The 15545-nt window shown below is 72.7% G+C and carries 14 protein-coding genes and 1 pseudogene; 7 read left to right on the top strand and 8 right to left on the bottom strand.

Translation table 11 applies throughout. The annotated features are described in order from the left end of the window. Window positions 1-35 precede the first annotated feature (35 nt). The gene (locus ABZ833_RS09525; protein ID WP_361043431.1) at window positions 36-1394 is read right to left on the bottom strand and encodes a hypothetical protein; all 1359 of its coding nucleotides are present in this window, start codon (window positions 1392-1394) and stop codon (window positions 36-38) included. 113 nt (window positions 1395-1507) lie between these two features. On the opposite strand from ABZ833_RS09525, the gene ABZ833_RS09520 reads away from it, so the two are divergent. Together ABZ833_RS09520 and ABZ833_RS09515 are read left to right on the top strand one after the other, a co-directional pair. Next, window positions 1508-2785, top strand: coding sequence for a molybdopterin-dependent oxidoreductase (locus ABZ833_RS09520; protein ID WP_361043428.1), 1278 nt, complete (start codon window positions 1508-1510; stop codon window positions 2783-2785). Further along, the gene (locus tag ABZ833_RS09515) at window positions 2785-3264 is read left to right on the top strand and encodes a hypothetical protein (protein WP_361043425.1); all 480 of its coding nucleotides are present in this window, start codon (window positions 2785-2787) and stop codon (window positions 3262-3264) included. The genes ABZ833_RS09520 and ABZ833_RS09515 overlap by 1 nt, the downstream gene beginning before the upstream one ends. Here the strand turns inward: ABZ833_RS09515 and ABZ833_RS09510 are convergent. The 3 genes and pseudogenes from ABZ833_RS09510 to ABZ833_RS09500 form a co-directional block, all read right to left on the bottom strand. Further along, window positions 3222-3899 (bottom strand): annotated as a pseudogene (locus ABZ833_RS09510) (methyltransferase domain-containing protein); the annotation flags it as partial. The gene ABZ833_RS09515 and the pseudogene ABZ833_RS09510 sit on opposite strands and share 43 nt — an antisense overlap. Continuing rightward, window positions 3896-4561, bottom strand: coding sequence for a DUF2064 domain-containing protein (locus ABZ833_RS09505; RefSeq protein ID WP_361043423.1), 666 nt, complete (start codon window positions 4559-4561; stop codon window positions 3896-3898). The gene ABZ833_RS09505 and the pseudogene ABZ833_RS09510, both read right to left, overlap by 4 nt. Continuing rightward, window positions 4558-5316: a glycosyltransferase family 2 protein gene (locus ABZ833_RS09500; protein ID WP_361043421.1), complete on the bottom strand. Its 759-nt coding sequence runs from the start codon at window positions 5314-5316 to the stop codon at window positions 4558-4560. The genes ABZ833_RS09505 and ABZ833_RS09500 overlap by 4 nt, the downstream gene beginning before the upstream one ends. Before the next feature lie 124 nt (window positions 5317-5440). Between ABZ833_RS09500 and ABZ833_RS09495 the strand changes: the two genes are divergently transcribed. Together ABZ833_RS09495 and ABZ833_RS09490 are read left to right on the top strand one after the other, a co-directional pair. Continuing rightward, window positions 5441-6301: a response regulator transcription factor gene (locus ABZ833_RS09495; RefSeq protein WP_361043418.1), complete on the top strand. Its 861-nt coding sequence runs from the start codon at window positions 5441-5443 to the stop codon at window positions 6299-6301. Window positions 6302-6306: 5 nt separating this feature from the next. Then, window positions 6307-7419, top strand: coding sequence for a HAMP domain-containing sensor histidine kinase (locus ABZ833_RS09490; protein ID WP_361043416.1), 1113 nt, complete (start codon window positions 6307-6309; stop codon window positions 7417-7419). Between the two features lie 19 nt (window positions 7420-7438). On the opposite strand, the gene ABZ833_RS09485 is transcribed toward ABZ833_RS09490, so the two are convergent. Continuing rightward, window positions 7439-8488, bottom strand: coding sequence for an NAD-dependent epimerase/dehydratase family protein (locus ABZ833_RS09485; protein ID WP_361043414.1), 1050 nt, complete (start codon window positions 8486-8488; stop codon window positions 7439-7441). A gap of 168 nt (window positions 8489-8656) precedes the next feature. On the opposite strand from ABZ833_RS09485, the gene ABZ833_RS09480 reads away from it, so the two are divergent. Then, window positions 8657-9421: a MerR family transcriptional regulator gene (locus ABZ833_RS09480; protein ID WP_361044728.1), complete on the top strand. Its 765-nt coding sequence runs from the start codon at window positions 8657-8659 to the stop codon at window positions 9419-9421. Window positions 9422-9426: 5 nt separating this feature from the next. On the opposite strand, the gene ABZ833_RS09475 is transcribed toward ABZ833_RS09480, so the two are convergent. From ABZ833_RS09475 to ABZ833_RS09465, 3 genes are all read right to left on the bottom strand, one after another. Continuing rightward, complete coding sequence (locus tag ABZ833_RS09475) at window positions 9427-10824, bottom strand: carboxyl transferase domain-containing protein (protein WP_361043411.1); 1398 nt, start codon at window positions 10822-10824, stop codon at window positions 9427-9429. After that, window positions 10817-12280 (bottom strand): acyl-CoA synthetase, encoded by a 1464-nt coding sequence (locus ABZ833_RS09470; RefSeq protein WP_361043408.1) that lies wholly within the window; start codon window positions 12278-12280, stop codon window positions 10817-10819. Before ABZ833_RS09470 ends, ABZ833_RS09475 begins: the two co-directional genes overlap by 8 nt. A gap of 98 nt (window positions 12281-12378) precedes the next feature. Continuing rightward, window positions 12379-13689, bottom strand: coding sequence for an SLC13 family permease (locus ABZ833_RS09465; RefSeq protein ID WP_361044725.1), 1311 nt, complete (start codon window positions 13687-13689; stop codon window positions 12379-12381). Window positions 13690-13950: 261 nt separating this feature from the next. On the opposite strand from ABZ833_RS09465, the gene ABZ833_RS09460 reads away from it, so the two are divergent. Further along, window positions 13951-14682 (top strand): FCD domain-containing protein, encoded by a 732-nt coding sequence (locus ABZ833_RS09460; RefSeq protein ID WP_361043406.1) that lies wholly within the window; start codon window positions 13951-13953, stop codon window positions 14680-14682. Between the two features lie 154 nt (window positions 14683-14836). Then, window positions 14837-15526 carry a triacylglycerol lipase gene (locus tag ABZ833_RS09455; RefSeq protein WP_361043404.1) on the top strand — a complete coding sequence of 230 codons (690 nt, stop codon included), beginning with the start codon at window positions 14837-14839 and terminating at the stop codon, window positions 15524-15526. Window positions 15527-15545: the final 19 nt, after the last annotated feature.

Here is a 15545-nt window from a genome sequence, read left to right as displayed (position 1 = left end):
GCCCCGCACCGATTTCCCGCACGCTGATTTCCCCCTCACCACCCCGTGAACAGCAAGTGATTGACGGCGAGCGCGAGTACGGCCTGTGCGGTGAGCCAGTGGCGCCGGCCCGCCGGAGGCAGAAGCGCCGTGGCCGCGAGCAGGAACGTCGCGAAGGGCAGCCAGATGCGTTCCGTCTCCGCCTTGCTCATGCCGGAGAGGTCGGCGGCCAGCAGGGCGAGGAGAGCGGCCAGGACGAGCGCGGTCAGCCGGTCGGCGGGCGTCGTCCGGCCGGTGCGCAGACGGCCGATCGCGCCGGGCGCGGACGCCATCGCCCTGCGGAGGCCCGCCACCGTCGCGAGGCCGACGACCAGCACCGTGCAGGCGAGGTTGGCCCAGACGAAGTAGCCGTACGGCCGGATGCCGCCCGCTCCTTGGTAGTAGCGCTCGACGAGCAGGTGGTACGCCTCCCACCAGTCGAAGCCCGCGAGGGTGAAGGCGAGCGGGGCGACGGCTGCTCCCGCCAGCATCAGCGGCAGCGGGCGCGGGGTCCGGGCGATCAGCAGGACGGCGGCGGCGACGACGGCGAACAGGGGCAGGCCGTACGAGAGGTAGCAGGTGAGGCCGAACAGCAGGCCCGCGCCGAGGGCCGCGGTCGCGGGGGAGCGGACCTTGCGCGTCGCCGCGAGCGCGAGCAGGGCGATCATCCAGGCCGTGACGGCGGCGAAGTACCCGTCGGCGGAGGCGCCGACCCAGATCGCGGCCGGGGCCAGGACGAGGAAGGGAGCCGTCCGGCGGGCCGTCGCCTCGTCCGCAAGGGCGCGCAGCGTGATCAGGACGGCCACCACGGCGGTACTGCCCGCGGTGATGCAGAAGGCACCGGCCCAGGCGCCGCCGCCCAGGCCGACGCGGTCGAGGAGGACGAAGGTGAGGGTGGCGCCCGGCGGATGGCCCGCGGTGTGGGCGGGCCAGTGGCCGGGGGAGTCGATCAGGATGTGCCGCGTGAAGTCCCGCAGCGTTGCCGGGATGTCCTCGAAGCGGTCGATGACCTGGAGGTATTCGTACTTGGTGGTCAGCCGCCGCGCCACGCCCCGGTGCCAGCCGTCGATCAGGGCGAGCGACCAGATCCAGGCCAGGGAGGTGGCCCAGGCGGTGAGGAGAAGGGGCCGCCAGGGGAGCCGGGCGGCGAGAGCGGGGGCGTACGCGATCACGGCGAGGGCGACCGCGAGCGCGGCGGGTGTACCGGGGCCGATGTGCGGGTCCCATTGGGCGTACAGGGGCGGCCAGTTGAGGTGCAGGGTGCCGTCCGTGTCCTCGATGGATGCGCCGACGGCGACGGCCGCGACGACGAGGAGCGCCGCGACGGCGGCCGCGGCCAGGTCACGGCGGTGGCCGGTGCGCTCTGTGGTGCTCACGTCTGCACCGTAGGCGCAGGTGGAGTGAGTGCCGGGGCTCTGAGGGATGACGTCAGCGTTTCGTCATGAGTCGTGGGCCCATCCAGGGGCAGGGTCCGGCATACGGTCGATTCATGCCCCCCGTCCCACATATGACCTCCCCTGCCGACCCTGGTTTCTGGCGCAGCCCGCTGCGTGGGCCCTGGCTCACTTCGGTGCTCGGCGTCGTCCTGCTGCTCGGCATCACAGTGCTGTTCGTGACCGGCCTGCTGTCGTACGCCGCGTACAACCCGGATCTCTCACCCGTCAACGACAAGACACCGGACAAGGGCCTCCTCGGCTTCTACCTCTTCGACTGGCCGACCGACCCGCACTGGCTCTACCGCCTCAACCAGGGCCTGCACGTCACGGTCGGCATCACGCTGATCCCGGTGCTGCTCGCGAAGCTGTGGTCGGTGATCCCCAAGCTCTTCGCGCTGCCTCCGGCCCGGTCGGTCGGCCATGCCCTGGAGCGGGTGTCGCTGCTCCTGCTGGTCGGCGGCGCGCTGTTCGAGTTCGTCACCGGTGTCCTCAACGTCCAGCTGGAGTACCTCTTTCCCGGCTCGTTCTATCCGCTGCACTTCTACGGGGCCTGGGTGTTCTTCGGCGCGTTCGCGGCCCACGTCGTGCTGCGCCTGCCTCAGGTCGTACGCGTACTGCGCGAGCAGGGATGGCGTGAACGGCTGCGGGACCCACGTCCCGAGCCGGCCGACGCGGGAGGTCTGGTGGCGCCCCAGGCCGCCGAGCCGACGGTGTCCCGGCGTGGCGCGCTCGGCATGGTCGGTGCGGGATCAGCGCTGCTGCTCGTCACGACGGCGGGGCAGAACTTCGACGGGCCCCTGCGCCGCACCGCCCTGTTCGCCCCGCACGGCGGCGGCGATCCGGGGAGCGGGCCGAACGGCTTTCAGATCAACAAGACGGCAGCGAAGGTGGGCATCGAGCGGCAGGACACGGGTGAGCTGTGGCGGCTGGTCGTCAGTGGGCCACGGGGCCGCGAAGACGTCAGGCTTTCCCGGGAGGATCTGCTGCAACTCCCCCTCCACAGTGCCGCGTTGCCCATCGCGTGCGTGGAGGGCTGGTCGACGTCGGACCAGTGGTGGCGCGGTGTGCGGCTGCGGGATCTCGCGGCACTCGCCGGGTTCGACGAGGACCCTCCTGGCGTTCTCGTGGAGTCCTTGCAGCGGCGCGGAGCCTTCCGCAAGGCCGCCCTGCGCGACAACCAGGTACGCGACCCGCGTTCCCTGCTCGCGCTACAGGTCAACGGGGAGGACCTGTCGCCGGACCACGGCTACCCGGCGCGGATCATCGTCCCGGCCGCGCCCGGCGTGCTCAACACCAAGTGGGTGTCCCGTCTGACCTTCGGGGAGCTGTGATGACCGGTTTCACGCACCGATTCCGCCGGTGGTACGGCGAGGGGCCACTGCAACTCCTGGTGCTGCTCGGCTCTTTCGCCCTCGCCGGGTATGCGGGAGTGCGTCTCCTGGACGGTGACTGGCTGCTGATCGCCGTCTGGTTCGTCGGTGCGGCGCTGGTGCACGATCTGCTGTTCGTGCCCGCGTACGCACTCGCCGACCGGGCGCTGCGGGCCGCCGCCGGGGGGCGGCGGAACCGCAGGGAGTGGATCAACTTCGTGCGCGTCCCGGCATTCCTGTCCGGGTTGCTGCTGCTCGTCTGGTTCCCGCTCATTGCCGGACAGGTGGAGCGCTATGAGTCCTCCACCGGGCTCCCGGCCGGTGACTTCCTCGTCCGGTGGCTGGTCGTCACGGCCCTGCTGTTCGCGGGGTCAGCGCTGTGCCGGGTCCTTCAGACGCGGCGCAGGGCCAGGAACGAACGGCCGCCGGTGGTCCACTGATCGGCCGGGTGCCAGCCGAGAGGGCGGGCGTGACGCAGCAGGGCGGGCGTGCCGAGACGGGCCCAGGGGAACAGCTCGCCCAGCGCGCCGTGCCCGTCGTCGACGTGCACCTCCACCCGCTCGTCGACGTCCATCTGTACGGTCTCGGCGATCAACAGGCCGCCGGGTGACAGGAGTTGGGCGACGCGCTCGAGGAGTGCGGCCGGATCGCCGCCGATCCCCACGTTGCCGTCGATGAGCAGCGCGGTGCCCCAGCGGCCCTCGCCCGGCAGCGCGTCGAAGACGGAGCGGAGCAGCGCGGCGGCGCCGAGCCGGAGCGTGTGGTCGACGGCTGCCTGGCTGACATCGACCCCCAGGGCGCGATGGCCCCGGGCGGCGGCTCCCGCCACCAGACGGCCGGGCCCGCAGCCGATGTCGAGCACGCTGCCCTCGCAGCGACGCAGCGCGGACAGGTCGGCCGCGTCGGCGTCGGCGCACCAGCGCTCTACGTCGAGCGGCAGCAGCCAGCCGTCGCTGCGGCGCAGGAACAGCGGGCCGTGGCCGTTGCGCAGGGCGTTGGTGTACGGATCCGCGCGCCAGGGGGTGGCCGCGGGGCCGGTCCTGCGGAGGGTCGCGTCCGGCAGCGCGGTGCTCATCGGCCGCCACCCCGTCCCGCGTGTCCGGCTGCCGTGCCGAGGCGGGCGAGCGTGGCGGCGAACCGGCTGCCCGGCGCCGCTTCGGCGACCTTCCCGGCGTCGTCGGCCGTGTCGACGTCGCGCAGCAGGGGCAGATCGCGCACCCGCAGCCCGGCGCCGGTGAGCCGGGCCCGTTGCTGCGCGCCGGTGTCGGGCCTCGACATGGGGACGCCGCGCAGCAGCTCCGGATCGGGCTCGGCCAGGCCGAGTGCCCAGAATCCGCCGTCGACGGCGGGGCCGAACCAGGCGTCGCAGTCCCGCCAGGCGTCGGGGTCGAGCGCGGGGGCGAGGAGGCCGGGGGTGACCTGGGGGGTGTCCATGCCGATCAGGAGCGCGGGGCCCGAGCAGCAGGCGAACGCCGCGGCGAGCCGTTCGTCCAGGCCGCCCGCGCACTGGGGAACCACCTCGATGCCGGCGGGCAGCCAGGGCCCCGGCTGTCCGGCGAGCACCAGGACGCGACGGTGGGCGGGCGCCGCGAGCACGGCGCGGAGGGTGTCGGCGAGCGAGGCCGCGGCGAGCTCGGCGGCCTCCTCGGGCGTGTAGGGCGGGGTGAGTCGGGTCTTCACGCGCCCCGGCAGCGGCTCCTTGGCGATGACGAGCAGAGTCGTCCCGTACGTGGTCACAGGGCACCGCCCGCCGCGCGCCGCACACCGGTGCCGGAGGCCGTCCGCGGTTCCTCCGCGAGCACGGCCCGCATGTCACGCACCGCGTGCCACGTCCCCCGCCACGTGCCGGTGACCTTCGACTTGCCGGAACGCGGCAGGTACGGCACGTCCCGCTCCTCGATCCGCCAGCCCGCGTCGGCCGCCCGTACGACCATCTGCAGCGGGTATCCGCTGCGCCGGTCGGTCAGGCCGAGCCCGAGCAGGTCCTCGCGCCGCGCCGCCCGCATCGGGCCCAGGTCGTGCAGGCGTACACCGGTGCGCCGCCGCAGCATCCGCGCGAGCGCCACATTGCCCGCGCGTGCGTGCGGCGGCCAGGCACCGCGCCCCTGGGGGCGCCGCCGTCCGACGACCAGATCGGCCTCTCCGTCCGTCACTCTGCGTACGAAGGGCCGCAGCAGCCCCGGATCGAGGGAGGCGTCGCAGTCGCAGAAGCACACGATGTCCGCGTCGGACGATGTGAGGCCCGCGTGGCAGGCGGCCCCGAAGCCGCGCTGCCGCTCGTGGACGACGGTGGCGCCCAGGGCGCGGGCGATGTCCGCCGAGCCGTCGGTGGAGCCGTTGTCGACGACGACGGCGCGCCAGTCGTCGGGGACGCGTTCCAGCACCCAGGGCAGGGCGGCGGCCTCGTCGAGGCAGGGCAGGACGACGTCGACCCGGACGGCGCGCGCGTCGGGTGCGGGCACGTCGGGCTCTACGGAGGGGGAGGGGGTCATGTGACTCACCCTATGAATCTGAACCGGACATATCGGACTTGAGGTTCTTACGAAACAGGGACGTCGGCAACCGGGGGCGGTCCTGACCGGCAGATCCGCGCGCGGCAGGTGCGAGGCTTGCCGTATGCAGCCACCACCGCCACCGCAGGGCCGCCCGCACGTCGGGGACGGCGCCCCCGACGTGCCCCGGGTCCTCGTCGTGGACGACGATCCGACCGTCGCCGAGGTCGTCGCGGGCTACCTGGAGCGCGGCGGCTACACGGTCGAGCGCGCCGAGGACGGCCCCGGGGCGCTGGAGCGCGCCGGGGCGTTCCGGCCCGACCTGGTCGTCCTCGATCTGATGCTGCCCGGCATGGACGGTCTGGAGGTGTGCCGCAGGCTGCGCGCCAAGGGTCCGGTGCCCGTCATCATGCTCACCGCCCGTGGCGACGAGGACGACCGGATCCTGGGCCTGGAGATAGGGGCCGACGACTACGTCACCAAGCCGTTCAGCCCGCGCGAGCTGGTCCTGCGGGTGGGGTCGGTGCTGCGGCGCAGCCGCGCGGCCCGCGCTCCCGAGGCCGTCGCCACGCTGCGGGCCGCGGGCCTGTGGGTGGATCCGGTGGCGCGTCGCGCGACCAAGGGCGGGGCCGAACTCGCCCTCACCCTGCGGGAGTTCGACCTTCTTGCCTTCCTTCTGCGCCACCCCGGGCAGGCGTTCGGGCGTGAGGAGCTGATGCGGGAGGTCTGGGGCTGGGAGTTCGGCGACCTGTCCACGGTCACGGTCCACATCCGCAGGCTGCGCGGCAAGGTCGAGGACGACCCGGCGCGGCCCTGCCTGATCCAGACGGTGTGGGGACTCGGATACCGCCTCGACGTACCCGATGCACCCGACGTACTCGATGCGCCCGACGCACCCGGTGCACGCGACGCGCCCGACGTACCCGACGCCCACGCCGCTCATCGCGCCCAGCACGACCGCGTACCGCCCCGAGCCGAAGGCTGACCCTCATGCAGGACATCCTCCTCATCGCTCTCTTCGCCTTCCTGGGGGCCGCGAGCGCCGGGCTCCTGGGCGCCCTGACGCTGCGCCTGCTGCGGCATCGCTCCCTCGCGGTCGCGATGACCGTCGTGGCGGCCGTCGCGGTGCTCGCGATGCTGGCCGGGACGCTCGCGGTGGCCTGGGAGATGTTCCTGTCGCCGCACGACCTGAAGGTGGTCACCGTCGTCGTGGCGATGGCCGCGATGGTCTCGCTCGCCACCGCGCTGCTGCTCGGCCGCTGGGTGGTCGCCCGCAGCAAGGCCCTGACGCTGGCGGCCCGTTCCTTCGGCGACGGCGGCAGCTTCGCGGCCCCGCCCGAACCCGTCAGCGCGGAACTGGCCGCCCTGACCCGGGAGTTGGAGTCGACCAGCGCCAAGCTCGCCGAGTCACGGGAGCGCGAGAGGGCCCTGGAACGCTCCCGGCGCGAACTGGTCGCCTGGATCTCGCACGACCTGCGCACCCCGCTGGCCGGTCTTCGTGCCATGTCCGAAGCGCTGGAGGACGGCGTCGCGGCCGAACCGGACCGCTATCTGCGCCAGATCCGCACCGAGGTCGAACGCCTCAACTCCATGGTCGGCGACCTCTTCGAGCTCTCCCGGATCCACGCGGGCGCGCTGGCCCTGTCGACCTCGCGCATCTCGGTCTACGACCTGGTGGGCGACGCGCTCGCGGGCGTCGACCCGCTCGCCCGCGAACACCGGGTGCATCTCGTGGGCGACAGCGTCGAAGCAGTCCCGGTGGAGGTCGACAGCAAGGAGATGAGCCGCGTCCTGGGCAATCTCCTGATCAACGCGATCCGCCGCACCCCGGCCGACGGGACCGTCGCGGTGGCCGCCGAGCGCTCCGCGGACGGCGTGGTCCTGTCCGTGACCGACGGCTGCGGCGGCATCCCCGAGGAGGACCTGTCCCGCGTCTTCGACACCGGCTGGCGCGGCAGCCAGTCCCGCACGCCCCCGGCGGGCGCGGGCCTAGGCCTGGCGATCGTGCGCGGCATCGTCGAGGCCCACCAGGGCCGGGCAGCGGTCCGGAACGTGGCGGGCGGCTGCTGCTTCGAGGTCACCCTGCCCACCGCTCGGGCGTAGCGGCCGCCGCCCCGCGGGACTACCCCCGCAGCGGCGCCTTCGCGAAGGAGGCCATCCCCTCGGCGAAGCCCACATCGGCCCGCCACCCCAGCTCCGCCCGCAGCCGAGCCGAGTCCGCCGTGACATGCCGTACGTCGCCGAGCCGGTACTCACCCGTCACCACCGCGTCCGGGCCCCCGAACGCCCGCGCCAGCTCCCCGGCCATCTCGCCGACGGTGTGCGGCTCCCCGCTGCCGGTGTTGTACGCCGTGAATGCCCCGGCGTCCCGTTCGCGCACCGCCTCGAGCGCCATCGCGTTGGCCGCCGCCACATCCCGTACATGCACGAAGTCCCGCCGCTGGCGGCCGTCCTCGAAGACCTGGGGCGCCTCGCCCCGCTCAAGCGAGGAACGGAAGAACGAGGCCACACCGGCGTACGGGGTGTCGCGGGGCATGCCGGGGCCGTACACGTTGTGGTAGCGCAACGACACCGCACGGCCGCCGCTCGCCCGCGCCCACGCGGCGGCCAGATGCTCCTGCGCCAGCTTGGTCGAGGCGTACACATTGCGCGGATCGGCGGGCGCGTCCTCGCTCACCAGGCCGGGCTTCAGCTCGGCTCCGCAGTCGGGGCAGAGCGGCTCGAAGCGCCCGGCGTCCAGATCCGCCGCCGCGCGCGGACCCGGCCGGACGACCCCGTGCCGGGCGCACTCGTATCGCCCCTCCCCGTACACCACCATCGACCCGGCGAGCACCAGATCCCGTACGCCTGCCTCGGCCATCGCGGCGAGCAGGACGGCCGTGCCCAGGTCGTTGCAGGCGACGTACTCGGGGGCGTCCGCGAAGTCCTTGCCGAGCCCCACCATCGCCGCCTGGTGACAGACGGCGTCCACCCCGCGCAGCGCGTCCCGCACCGCGTCCCGGTCCCGGACGTCGCCGACGGTCCACCGCTGACCGGCGGGCGGCCTCGGCTGCCCGGCATGGGCGGAAGGCAGCAGGGCGTCGAACACCACCGCTTCGTGCCCCCGTTCCGTGAGGGCTTCGACCACGTGCGATCCGATGAACCCGGCGCCGCCGGTGACAAGTACGCGCATGCGGCCCACGCTAGGCGCGCCGAGCCGGGCTGACGATCACCGACGGGGCTCCGTCACGGGTCCGTAAGGACTGCCCGACAGGGCTTCGGGCTTGCGCTTTCCGTTGCGGCAACTTCTACGGTCAGGTGTGTGGCCGGAGAGACCGGCCCGGCGAGGGAGGCACCGGCCATGGCCTGGTCGATCGCGGAGGTGGCGCGGATGTCCAAGGTGACATCGCGGACGCTGCGGCATTACGACGAGATCGGCCTGTTGCCGCCCGCATGGATCGGGAGCAACGGGCACCGCTACTACGAGGAGGCCGATCTGCTGCGGTTGCAGCAGATCCTGCTGATGCGGGAGCTGGACCTGGGGCTGCGCGAGATCCAGGCGGTCCTGGACAGCCGGCTCGACCAGGTGGCCGTGCTCCGTGAGCACCACCAACAGCTGCTCGCGGAACGGGACCGTCTTGAGACGCTGGCCCGTACGGTCGGCCGCACCATCGCCGAACTGGAAGAAGGCAAGGACAAGGGCGAAATGACGAAGATCAACAAGCCGGAGAACCTGTTCGACGGGTTCCAGCCCCCCTCCGAGGCCGAGGCCGAGGTACGGGAGCGGTGGCCGCAGGCGTGGGAGCAGTCCCGGCAGGCCGTCGACGCGATGACCGCCGAGGACACGGAGCGCTGGCAGCGTGAGGTGACGGCGCAGATGATCCGCATGGCGGAGTTCATGGTGGCCGGCACGCCGGTGTCCGACCCGGCGGTGCAGGCCGAGGTGGACGCCAACTACCAGGGCATCTGCCGGTTCTGGACCCCGACCGCGGCCGCGTACAAGGGAGTCGGCCAGACCTACGTCGACGACCCGCGGATGCGGGCCAACTTCGACAAGATCGCCGACGGTCTCGCCGTCTATCAGCGCGACGCGATGACCGTGTACGCCGATGCCCGGCTGAGCTGACCGCCCTAGGGGTGTCGGCCCGGCACGATTCCCCGGGCCACGCCGAGCTCGACCAGATCCTGTGGGCGCAGGCGCAGCTGCTCCGCCGTCGACCGGGTCTCCTCCGGCCCCCGCTTGAGGATCGCGGTGGCCAGTTCCGGGGCGATGACCGAGAAATAGCTGTCCGGCGTCGCCCAGAGGTTGTCCGGTGCCGCGAGGGCGAGGGCGCCGCCCGAGCCGCCCTCGCCGATGACCAGGGAGGTGACCGGCACCGGTGAGGTGGCGACGGCGGCGAACAGATCGGCGATCGCCGCGCCCGCGCCCGCGCGTTCGGCCTCCGCCCCGTTCGCGGCCCCCGGCGTGTCGACGAGCGTGAGCACGGGAACGCCGAGCCGCCCCGCGAGCCGGACGAGACGGGCCGCGGTGCGGTACCCGGCGGGCGTCGTCGCCGTCCCGCACTGCGCCGCGTAGGCGACCGTCCGCCCCTCGCGCAGCCCGAACCCGCAGAGCATCCCCGGGTCCGTGCCCCCGCACCGGTCGCCGCGCAGCGGTGCGCGGTCGGTGAAGTAGGCGTCCAAGTAGGCGGCGGCGTGCGGGCGTTCGGGGGAGCGCGCGCGGCTGACGGCTTCCCAGCCGGTGGTGGGAAGGTCGGTGCGGCCCAGGGCGGTGGGGGGCTCGGGGGGTTCGGTGTGTGGGCGGGCATCCCCGTCCGGGGAGGCCAGCAGCCTCAGGCGCAGCGCCAGTGCCTCGCGCAGCTCGTCGGGGCGTACGACCTCGTCGATCGCGCCCGCCGCCAGCTGGGCCTCGGCGGTGTACGCCGCCGGGTCCGTGTCCGGCGGGCGTACCCGAGACCCGGCGAAGCCGACCTGACTGCCGGGCAGCGCCAGGATCAGGTCGGCGCCCGCGCCCAGGGTGGCCCAGCCGCCGCCCGTGGTCGGATCGCGCAGGACCGCGATCCGGGCCAGGCCCGCCGCGCCGGTGAGCTCGGACTGCCGTGCCACGCGCTGCAGTTGGACGAGCGCGCGCATGCCCTCCTGCATGCGGCTGCCGCCCGTCGCGATCAGCGACACGACGGGCAGCCGGTGGTCCCGGGCGTGGCGGTGCGCGGCCTCCAGGCGGTCCCCGGTGCGCTCGCCGAGGGATCCGCCCAGGAAGCCGAACTCGAAGGAGACGACCATCGTCCGCGTGCCGCCGACGGTGGCGGTGCCGCAGACCACCGACTCCCGCTCGCCGGTGCCCTCCTCGGCCCGGGTGCGGGAGTCGGCATAGCCCTGCCAGGCGAGCGGTCCGTCCTGCCGTACCTCCTCGGCGAACTCCTGTGCCGGGTGGGGGAGTTCACGGAAGCTGTCCTGGTCGGCCACTGCGGTGACGGCCGCGCGGGCGGTCAGGCGCGGGGCCGGACCGCCGGGCGTGGACTCAGGCATGGAGCGACCGCTTCATGATCTTCCCCATGTCGTTGCGGGGGAGCTCCGACAGATAGCGCACGGTCCGCGGACGCTTGTGCGGGGCGAGCTGCGCGGCCACGTGATCCGCCAATTCCCTCTGCAGCGGCGGGTGTTCCGGGTCGGCCGGGACGATCCAGGCGACGATGCGCTCGCCCAGGTCGTCGTCGGGCTCGCCCGTCACGGCGGCCTCCCGCACGCCGGGGTACTCGAGCAGGGCGTTCTCGATCTCGCCCGCGCCGATCTTGTAGCCGCCGCTCTTGATGAGGTCGGTGGCCTTGCGGCCGACGATGCGTACGTAGCCGTCCTCGTCGCGCACCGCCATGTCGCCGGTGCGGAACCAGCCGTCGGCGGTGAACGCCGCGGCGGTGGCGTCGGGCCGGTTCAGATACTCGGTGAACAGATTCGGGCCGCGCACCTCGATCTCGCCGACCTCCTGGCGGTCCGACGTCTCGGCGCCCGCCTCGTCCACGAGCCGCAACTCCACACCGCCCAGCGGCACTCCGACGGTTCCGGCGCGCTGTTCGCCGTCGGCCCGCACGCTCGTGTTCATCAGGGTCTCCGTCATGCCGTACCGCTCGATCACGCGGCGTCCCGTCGCCGCCGCGATGCGCTCGTGGTCGTGCACGGGCAGCGCGGCGGACCCGGAGACCAGGAGCCGGGCACCGGACAGGGCTTTGGCCAGTTCCGGGTCGGTGGGCAGCGCCTCCGCGATGCGGTGGTACATGGTGGGCACCCCGAACAGCATCGTGGCCCCGTCGGACAGTTCCTGCCGCACCCCCTCGATGGAGAACCGGCCCAGATGCCGCACCGAACCGCCCCGGCGCAGCGGCCCGAGGATGCCGAGGATCAGTCCGTGCACGTGGAACAGCGGAAGTCCGTGCACCAGCACGTCGTCGGACGTCCACTGCCAGGCGTCCTCAAGGGCGTCCAGGGTGGTGGAGAGGGCCCGGCGGGGCAGCACCGCGCCCTTGGGCGGTCCTGTGGTGCCCGAGGTGTAGACGATCAGGGCGGGGGACTCGGGGCCAGGTTCGCCGGGCAGCGCGGGGGCCGGTCCCGCTGCCGTCGCGCTGTCGGCGAACGTGATGTCCGTGCGCTTCAACGCCCGCAGCGGCGCGGGGAGTTCGTCGCCCGGCGCCGCGAGCACCGCCGTCGGGGCGCTGTCCGCCACGATGTGCCCCAGCTCGCCCTCGCCGATCTTCGGGTTGAGCGGCACGACGGGCACACCGGCGAGGAGCGCGGCCACGACGCCGACGGCGGTCTCCAGGGTCGGTGTCGCCCACAGGGCGACCCGGCGTTCCGAGCCGATGGACGCGGCGAGGGAACCGGCCGCGGCCGCGAGTCCGGCGTACGTCAGCGAGCGCTCGCCGAAGCGCAGCGCGGGCAGGTCCTGGCCCGTGGCGAGGGAGGGGAAGAGGGGCGGGTGGGGAGAACTCACGCTGCGTATCTCCTTGGTCGTCATGGTCGTCGTGGTCGTCGTGGAGGTGCCTTCGAGCCGCCGCCGGTCCAGGGTGCCGGACCGGTCGGCGGTTCGTCCTACCCGAATCCTGGCACCACGAAGGCGAGCCACACCGCAGCAGGTACCACGGCCACCACGATCCCGCCATAGATCATCAGCTGCCGGAAGAAGCGCTCCCGGTCCACGTCCGGGGCGGCGGCGAGCACCAGGGCGCCATTGGTCGAGAAGGGGCTGACGTCCACGACGGTGGCGGAGACGGCGAGCGCCGCGATCATGCCGACCGCGCCGATCTCGCCCTGGGCCAGGAACGGCACCGCGAGCGGGATCAGCGCGCCCATGATGCCGACGGAGGAGGCGAACGCGGAGACGAGCGCCCCGATGTAGCAGAGCAGCAGGGCGGCGAGGAGCGGGACACCGATGTCGGACACGCCCTCACCGGCCCAGTCGATGGTGCCCATCTCTTCGAGCACGCCGACGTACGTGAGCACACCGCAGATCAGCAGCACGGTGGGCCAGGCGATCTCGCCGACGGCCTTGCGGCTGGAGTCCGGCCAGAACGCGCTCAGGACCACGGCCAGGGTGATGGCGCTCAGACCGGCGTCGAGGTCGAAGCCGAGCACGGCGACGACGAGGGCGACCAGGGCGGCGAGAGTGGCGATCTTGGCCGGATCGAGCCGCGAACCTACCTCGTTCTCAGCCGACGTGGCCTGTTCAGGACCGGCGCTCACCGCCCGGCTCTCCGTCCGCTCCTCCGTCCCGGCCTTCGCCTCGACGTTTCCGAGACGGCCCAGTTTCAGCCCGCCGAAGAGGACGAACACGATCCCGGCGATGAGGAGATTGACGACGAGCGAGGCGAGGAAGAGCGCGACCTCGTTCCCTGGCAGCTTCTCGCGCTCCACGATGCCGTTGACGATCGATCCGTAGATGCTGATGGGGGAGAAGCCGCCGCCCTGGGCCCCGTGCACCACCATGGCGCCCATCAGGAGCGGGCTGATTCCGTACTGCGCGGCGAAGCTCAGGGCGATCGGCGCGACGATCGCCACGGCGGCCGGACTGACGGCGCCGATCGCGGTGAGCGCCCCGGTGATCACGAACATCACCCAGGGGATCAGCACGATCCGCCCGCGCACAAGGCGTATGGACGCGTGCACCAGCCAGTCCGTGGTGCCGTTGGCGCGGGCGATGGCGAACAGATAGGTGACACCGACCAGGACGACGAAGAGATCGCCGGGGAACCCGGCGAAGATGCCGTCCGCGTCGAGGTCGGCGACCAGTTCGCCGACGACGAAAGCGGCGGCGAAGGCGAGTGCGCCCATGTTGATGGAGCGGGTGGTGGCGATCACGAAGACCACCACGAGTACGAGGATGGAGATCAGTTCGGCGGACATCATGGGCTCCCGTCCCTGGGGCCGTCCTTGGGAGGCGTGGTTCGGCCACGAGCGGCCGAGCGGGTGGCTGAGCGGTGGTTGCGCGATTGGCCAAGTGGCTGAGCCAATCCGGCTGTTGGCGGAACTCAGCGTCGGGGTATCGGTTTCGGCCGTCAAGAGGTCGGACGTAATTGGCTGAGCCACTTGTCCACTCGTCCATCGGCAGGGCCGCGCTGTTAGGCTGCGAATCCATCGGCACGGGGACCGACATGGGGGGTTGGGATGTCTGACGCGCTGCGCCCCATGGGCAGGACGAAGCTGTACGAGCAGGTGCTCGACCGGCTCCGTGCCTACGTCGGTGAAGGGGGCCTGCGCGCCGGTGACCGGCTGCCGCCCGAACGCGAACTGGCTCAGCGCCTCGGCGTCTCCCGCGCCTCCGTCAAGCAGGCCATCGTCGTGCTCGAAGTGCAGGGACTGGTCGAGGTGCGGCACGGCGGCGGCACCTATCTGGTCAAGAACAGCCTGGACGCCGAGCCCGTGGAGCGGCTCGTGGAGCGCAAGCGGCGGCTGCCCGACGTGCTTGAGGCGCGCGAGGCCCTGGAGACCAAACTCGCCGAACTGGCCGCCGAGCGGCGCACGGACGAGGACCTGCGGGCGATGCGGGGAGCCCTCGACACGATGGCGCGGGAGATCGATGCGGGCGAGCGCGGCGTCGAGGGCGACCGGCTCTTCCATGCCGCCGTGACCGCGGCCGCCCACAGCGCGCTGCTCGCCGAGTTCATGCGCTCCATCGCCGAGCAGATCACCGAGAGCCGCAACGAGTCGCTGCGCCAGGTGCGCCGCCCCGCCCGCTCCCTCGCCCAGCATCACGAGATCCTCGACGCGATCGAGGCGGGCCGGGGCCGGGCGGCGGCGGCAGCGATGCGACGTCATGTGCGGACGGTCGCGAAGGTGCGGCTCCTCGACTGGAACCCGGAGGACGAGGCGAGCGCTCCGGATCACGCCGAGGCGTGACGCACGAGGGCACCCCGCCGTACCCGCGGTAACTTCCTTGCCGCACAGGGCTGTTCATTCGTCGCCGCAGACCTCACCATTCTCGGCACTACTCACGCGTAACCGGGCCTGGAGCCCGTGAGCGTGTGACGTCCGCCGGCCCGAGGGGGAACCTGTGCTGCGCCGAATCTCCGTCCCGCTGACCATCGCGGCCGCCGCCGCCCTGCTGATGCCGCTGACCACGGCCAGGGCGGACGAGGCCCCGAAGGCCGCCCGCACTCCGGTGATCTTCGTCCACGGCTACAACGCCGATCCGGGTGTGTGGGGCTCCCTGCGCGAGGACTTCAAGGCGTCCGGGTACACGGACGCCGAGCTGTTCTCCTGGGGGTACGACACCAGCCAGTCGGTGAACGAGGTGCTGTCCGGGCGGTTCGCCGCGTACGTCGAGGAGGTGCGCGCGCGGTCCGGCGCCGCCAAGGTGGACATCGTCGCCCACTCTTTTGGCAGCCTCGTCACCCGCTGGTACGTCAAGCACGGTGGCGGCACCGGGACGGTCGCCCACTGGGCCTCCCTCGCGGGCCCCAACCACGGCACCTCCACGGCCTGGGCCTGCGCCGCCTGGTCCCAGGCCTGCCGTGACATGACACCGGGTTCGTACGTGCAGGACGGGCTCGCCGAGGGCGACGAGACGCCGGGAGACGTCGCCTACGCCACCTGGTGGTCCAACTGCGACGAGGTCATCAACCCGGACGCCAGCGTGCGGATCGACGGTGCGACGAACAACGCGGCGGGGTGCCTGAACCACAACGACCTGCTGGGTGACGACGGGGTGTCACAGGGAGTGCGGGCCTTCGTGGGCGGCTAGTCCCCGGCTTCCGGCGCGC

Source organism: Streptomyces sp. NPDC047525 (assembly GCF_040643025.1).
Taxonomy (GTDB): domain Bacteria; phylum Actinomycetota; class Actinomycetes; order Streptomycetales; family Streptomycetaceae; genus Streptomyces; species Streptomyces durmitorensis.
Note: the sequence above shows the minus strand (reverse complement) of the source record. Positions and strands in the feature narration are given on the sequence as shown.

Bases quoted from the DNA above. Each gene is read 5' to 3' on its own strand.
- ABZ833_RS09495 (WP_361043418.1), top strand. From the start codon at position 5,441: ATGCAGCCACCACCGCCACCGCAGGGCCGCCCGCACGTCGGGGACGGC.
- ABZ833_RS09515 (WP_361043425.1), top strand. From the start codon at position 2,785: ATGACCGGTTTCACGCACCGATTCCGCCGGTGGTACGGCGAGGGGCCA.
- ABZ833_RS09475 (WP_361043411.1), bottom strand. From the start codon at position 10,824: ATGCCTGAGTCCACGCCCGGCGGTCCGGCCCCGCGCCTGACCGCCCGC.
- ABZ833_RS09460 (WP_361043406.1), top strand. From the start codon at position 13,951: ATGTCTGACGCGCTGCGCCCCATGGGCAGGACGAAGCTGTACGAGCAG.
- ABZ833_RS09520 (WP_361043428.1), top strand. From the start codon at position 1,508: ATGCCCCCCGTCCCACATATGACCTCCCCTGCCGACCCTGGTTTCTGG.
- ABZ833_RS09485 (WP_361043414.1), bottom strand. From the start codon at position 8,488: ATGCGCGTACTTGTCACCGGCGGCGCCGGGTTCATCGGATCGCACGTG.
- ABZ833_RS09465 (WP_361044725.1), bottom strand. From the start codon at position 13,689: ATGTCCGCCGAACTGATCTCCATCCTCGTACTCGTGGTGGTCTTCGTG.
- ABZ833_RS09500 (WP_361043421.1), bottom strand. From the start codon at position 5,316: ATGACCCCCTCCCCCTCCGTAGAGCCCGACGTGCCCGCACCCGACGCG.
- ABZ833_RS09490 (WP_361043416.1), top strand. From the start codon at position 6,307: ATGCAGGACATCCTCCTCATCGCTCTCTTCGCCTTCCTGGGGGCCGCG.
- ABZ833_RS09480 (WP_361044728.1), top strand. From the start codon at position 8,657: ATGGCCTGGTCGATCGCGGAGGTGGCGCGGATGTCCAAGGTGACATCG.